General features: G+C 37.4%; 1 protein-coding gene. It reads right to left on the bottom strand.

Annotated elements, in window-relative coordinates; all coding sequences use genetic code 11:
• Positions 1-4,482 (bottom strand): DEAD/DEAH box helicase (locus ACFIK2_RS00145; protein WP_375676754.1); only part of this gene is annotated, 4,482 nt, incomplete at its 3' end.
• Positions 4,483-5,128 lie beyond the last annotated feature (646 nt).

Here is a 5,128-nt window from a genome sequence, read left to right on the forward strand (position 1 = left end):
ACTCTTTACGCAAGGAATGCGAGGTAATTCTTTGCATAAATTATCAGCATAACGAGCACGGTAATCTTCTGAATGTAAAATCCCATAAACATAATAGAACAAATCATCTTTAGTGATAGTTTCATTAGGATAAGCGGCTTTAAAATGTTCTAGCCCCTCATCAGTAATAGCATTACGCCTCTGTAAACCAGCTGTTGTGTTTTTCTCCGTAGAATGCGTAAATAAATGGGATTGTTTCTCACTTTTACTTTTTGAAACTAGAGTGTCTTCGTAAATATAGCGTGGAAAGCATTGACCATTATGCACAACATGAAGATCAAGTATAGACTTAGCTATCAAAACAGAAAAACCTGATTGAGTTCCCATGCCTGAAATTTGTATTACCTTATTTTCAACCGCTCGTCCTATCGGAAATATATGCGGCATTTTATAAACCATTTCATTAAAGCTGCGATTATAATAAAGCCATTGTTGTGCAAATGGACGATAAAGACTTTGCATGAGATAAGATTCTTCAAATTTGAAGCTCTTTCCTTTTGCCAATTCTTGTTTAAGAGCGCGACTCCAACTTATTTTTCTTTCATCAGCATTAACAAAATTGTCTACAGTTTTAATACGTGTTTTACCGTCATTATGTGTATAAGCACCATTAAAATGCTCCACTTCACTATTGTAAAAAGCAATCATATTACTCATATTCTTCGCGAGAGTTTCACGACTTGAATTGTATGCCCAAGCATCCCGACTCGTCATAATACCGCGAGAATAAGTTTCAAATAGCTTTTTATCATCCCCTTTTTTAACACCTAGAGCTAGGAATGTCTTGAAACTGTCATCACGTTGATTGATCCAATCACCGTACTTGTCTGGTGTAATTATTTTCCAACCGTTTTCAAGTGTAATACCACCAACACTACCAAGGTATTGAAGCATCTCAAGTTTTTTTCCGGTGGAAAGATTATCTCCAATATCATGATAGTAAATTTTACAATCTCCAGAAACATTGGGATTTTTAATAAATAATGTTACGGCAATACCCGTCATACTACCATTGCCGAAAATATTCTCACCTTCTTGAGCGTTATTTTTATTCATCATATTTTTACGGATATCACCTCGTAAATTAAGTACATAAATACTCGTAAATTCTTTGGCTAAAGATTTTCGTAAACTATCCATTGCTGGCTTTTCTATATAGCTTGAACCAGAAACAAATCCGATTACCCCAGCATCAGCAATACGGTCACTCGCCCAACGAATAGCACGTATATAACTGTCATAAAGCGCTCGTATATTACTTGCTTTAGATTGAGCCGCATAAGTTTCACTGATCCGTTTATCTAATATCGGGTAGGGAGTGTTCTTTGCATTATCATTTTCATTTTTTTGTCCTACCGAATAAGGAGGGTTACCAAAGATAACTTTAATATCCAGTTTCTTTTGATGCTCCAAATATTCACTGTTTTCTTTAAATAATTTTTGCAGCAGATTCTTCTCTTCAAGCATCCGAAACGTATCAGTCAAACCAATATGTTTGAAAGGAATGTACTCTCCTTTCATGATACTATGATAGGTCGATTCAATGTTAATCGCTGCTATGTAATAGGCAAGCAAGACAATCTCATTGGCATGGATATCATGACGGAATTTATATTCCATATCCTCTGGTTTGATGAGATTGGATTGTAAAAGCCGTGTGATAAAGGTTCCAGTACCCGTAAAAGGGTCAAGAATAGAAACACCCCGTGATCCCAAGCTTTTTCCAAACTCATTACGCAACACATCATCAACAGAATGAATGATAAAATCAACAACCTCAACGGGGGTATAAACAATCCCAAGCCTATCCGTGGTTTTCTTAAATGCCTTGGCAAAAAAACTTTCATAAAGCGTAATAATAAGATTTTGCCTTGCTTGTGGTGTGGTAATCCCAGAAGCACGAAGCCTTACACTGTTATAAAACTCTTGTAACTCCTTGGATTCTTCATCGATATTCGTTTTATCGAGTTCTGTTAAGATTTTTTCCATGGCTTGCGAAATGGCATTGTTCTGTACAAATTCATTGCCCTCAAACAAGGCTTCAAACACAGGACGGGTGACAAGATGTTGTGCTAACATCTCAATCGCTTCCTCTTGTTTTATTTCACTGTTTAAGTTGTTCTTTAATTCCTTATGAAAGGCATCAAAAGCATGAAAGGCTTCACTGTTTTCATCAGCAAGCAGGTTTTGAAGATGGGTGATATGGTTTTGAGCAATCTCAGCAACATTGCCCGCCCAATTTTCCCAATAATCCGCAATAGCAAATTTCTTCGCAAGAAGGGTTTTCAAAGCATTGGGAAACTCTTTATAAAAAGGTAATCTTCCTGTTACGCTATGAATAATTTGTGGTTCATGAGCGGCTTTTCCAATCTCAAGACCCATATGTTCTGATTTTTCATGGATATGGAGTTTATCCTCAACCGCGGTCATGCTCTCTAAGGCTCTAATCTCCAAAACATCACTAACGTCTTGACCTAAAATCATCTGGTTAAGGGTGATTTCAAAATTCTCATCATGAGCAAGCAAAGCATTGATCACTTGCCAGACCACCTTGTATCTTTTGTTGTATTTTAAAGCCTGTTCAGCAGAAACCCCAGCCGGTACCCCAACGGGTAAAATGATGTAGCCTCTCCTTTTACCTCGTGCACGCCGCATGATACGCCCCACCGCCTGTATGATATCCACATAACTTTTCCGCGGGTGTAAAAACATGATCGCATCAAGAGCAGGAACATCAACACCCTCAGAAAGACAGCGTACATTGGTTAGCACACGACACGTATTTTCCCCCGCATCTTCCTTAAGCCAATCAAGGGCTTTATGACGCGTTTTGGCACTTTGGGTTCCATCAATATGATCAAAGGTACAGTGAAGCGGCGGGGTATCTTTATAGACCTTATGAAGATTAAATAATTCTTTCTGTATTTCTTCAGAATTGAAGGTATCACGGATACGTTCAGAAGTTTTGATATCTTTGCAAAAAGCCAAAGCCCGCCGCATGGGATTAGGGTCATCATTTAAATCAACTTTTAGATCTATTTTAGCAAGGGCTTGATAACAGCCTATGATCTTGGTTTTATCATCAAGGATAAGTTCATAATTCTCATCGGTCATCAGATGTTGAATGGATTGACTCACTTCCTCTTCATTAATCCCCAAAACAATAATCTTATAAGGTGCAAGCAATTCATTCTGAACGGCTTTTGAGAAAGTATAGGTATAAAGCTCTTTTCCATAGAGCTCTTCATCATCCATAGACGCTAGAACAGCATTGATCTCATCGGCTTTCTTTTTGGCATCATCAGTAAAGATCTTAGGCGTTGCTGTCATATACAGACGTTTTTTGCCTTGAATGATGCTGTTATCGTGAACCTTGATAAAATCAGATTCATTGTCGTCAGTTCCCAATGAAGCCCCAGTGGTTCTATGGGCTTCATCGCAAATGATCAGATCAAATTCGGATAAATCATACTTTTTTTGCGCATCCGAAATCACTTGGATTGAATGGTAAGTAGAAAACACCACGGTCATCAGATCATGTGAAACCTTACCCGCTTTGCTAGCCAGTTCTTTTGCATCCGTTGTTGCAGGCAAGGCAAGATCAGAGCTATCAAATTCAAGAGCATCATTTTTATTATTCTTACGACGCTTACCCACTTGTGTATCCGAACACACGGCAAAGGAACGCAAAGGCACTTCTGTATCTTCTGTCCATTCACGAATTGTTTGAGAGATAAGAGCGAGAGAGGGCACCAGAAACAATACCCGCTTGCCTTGACCTGCTATGGTTTCTGCTATCTTAAGACTTGTAAAAGTCTTCCCCGTTCCACATGCCATAATGAGCTTGCCACGGTCTGCTTCTTGTAAACCTTCACAGACTTTCTCAAGGGCTTCTTTCTGATGATCTAAAAGCTTTTTTTTCGGTTTCTCTTTAAGAACAGCTTGTCCTTGTTCTTTATAAGCCCCCCAATCGATTTGACTATTTTCTAAATCAAACAGATTAATCCGTTGAGGACGGATTTCTTGCCCCTCACAAGTCAGTTCAACATTGTCACTCCAATCTGTTTCGGTGCTATCAACCAGTATGCGACGGGTGAAGATCTTTTTGCCCGAGGCAGCAATAAAACTATCAATATCTTCTTTTTTAATTATGTGAGAAGCATCATAGCATTTACATTGAATAGCCGCATAGCCTCCTTCATCACGGATTGTAGCGACCAAATCAATCCCAATATCAGTTCCATTTTCTCCATGCTCTTGCGCCCATTCACAATAGGTTTGAACCTTCTCGTATTCTTGCTTTTGAAGCGGGTCTTGCGTCAAATAAACCATGACAAGGTTTTCAAACAGCGTTCCCAATTCACGGGGTGATTTTGCTTGTTGACGATAATATTCCAAGAGAGAGCGTAAAGAGACATGATCATAATGATGAGGGCGAAGCATAAAGAATAAACTCCATGACAATATATTCTATTGATTAATTCTCTTCAAAAGAATCAAAATGAAGCTTATTAAATCCATTTTGAGTAAATAGTGAAAAAAATGCAGAAAAATGCGAAAAAACGGATAAATTTTTTTCAAAAGAGTTTTTAAAGGTACTTATCCACAGCCCATGGCATAGGATAAGATCAGCAAAATAGTGAAATTTTCTGTTTATTTTATGGAAAAAAGACAAATTTGATATGTGCTTTTAAGATATCATAATGAGTATTTTGATAGGTTTTATGAGTCACTAAAATAATCTATTTTGTCAGTTTAATTTACTGACACAAACTGACAAATATATATTATGGATTGTATTTAAGGTTGTATTGTCGATATAGGTTGTACCATTAAAATACTAACATATTGAAATATAATGTTTTTAATTTTTTCTCATTAAAAAAAATAATATAGGCTCTAAAAAGAACTGACAACACTGACAGCACTGGACAAAACTCTTCTGTTTAGATCATTATCTTTGGAGAAAGGTTGCTTAATGCGCTGTACAGAGAGTTTTGCCTATTTGAGTAGAAAGTTTTAAAAGAGATTTCTTATTGTTTTCTATGATGGTTTTTGACGACAGGATGTGCTTGATCGCATGATGTCT

The organism is Bartonella sp. AP88XZML, assembly GCF_042195565.1.
Taxonomy (GTDB): Bacteria; Pseudomonadota; Alphaproteobacteria; order Rhizobiales; family Rhizobiaceae; genus Bartonella.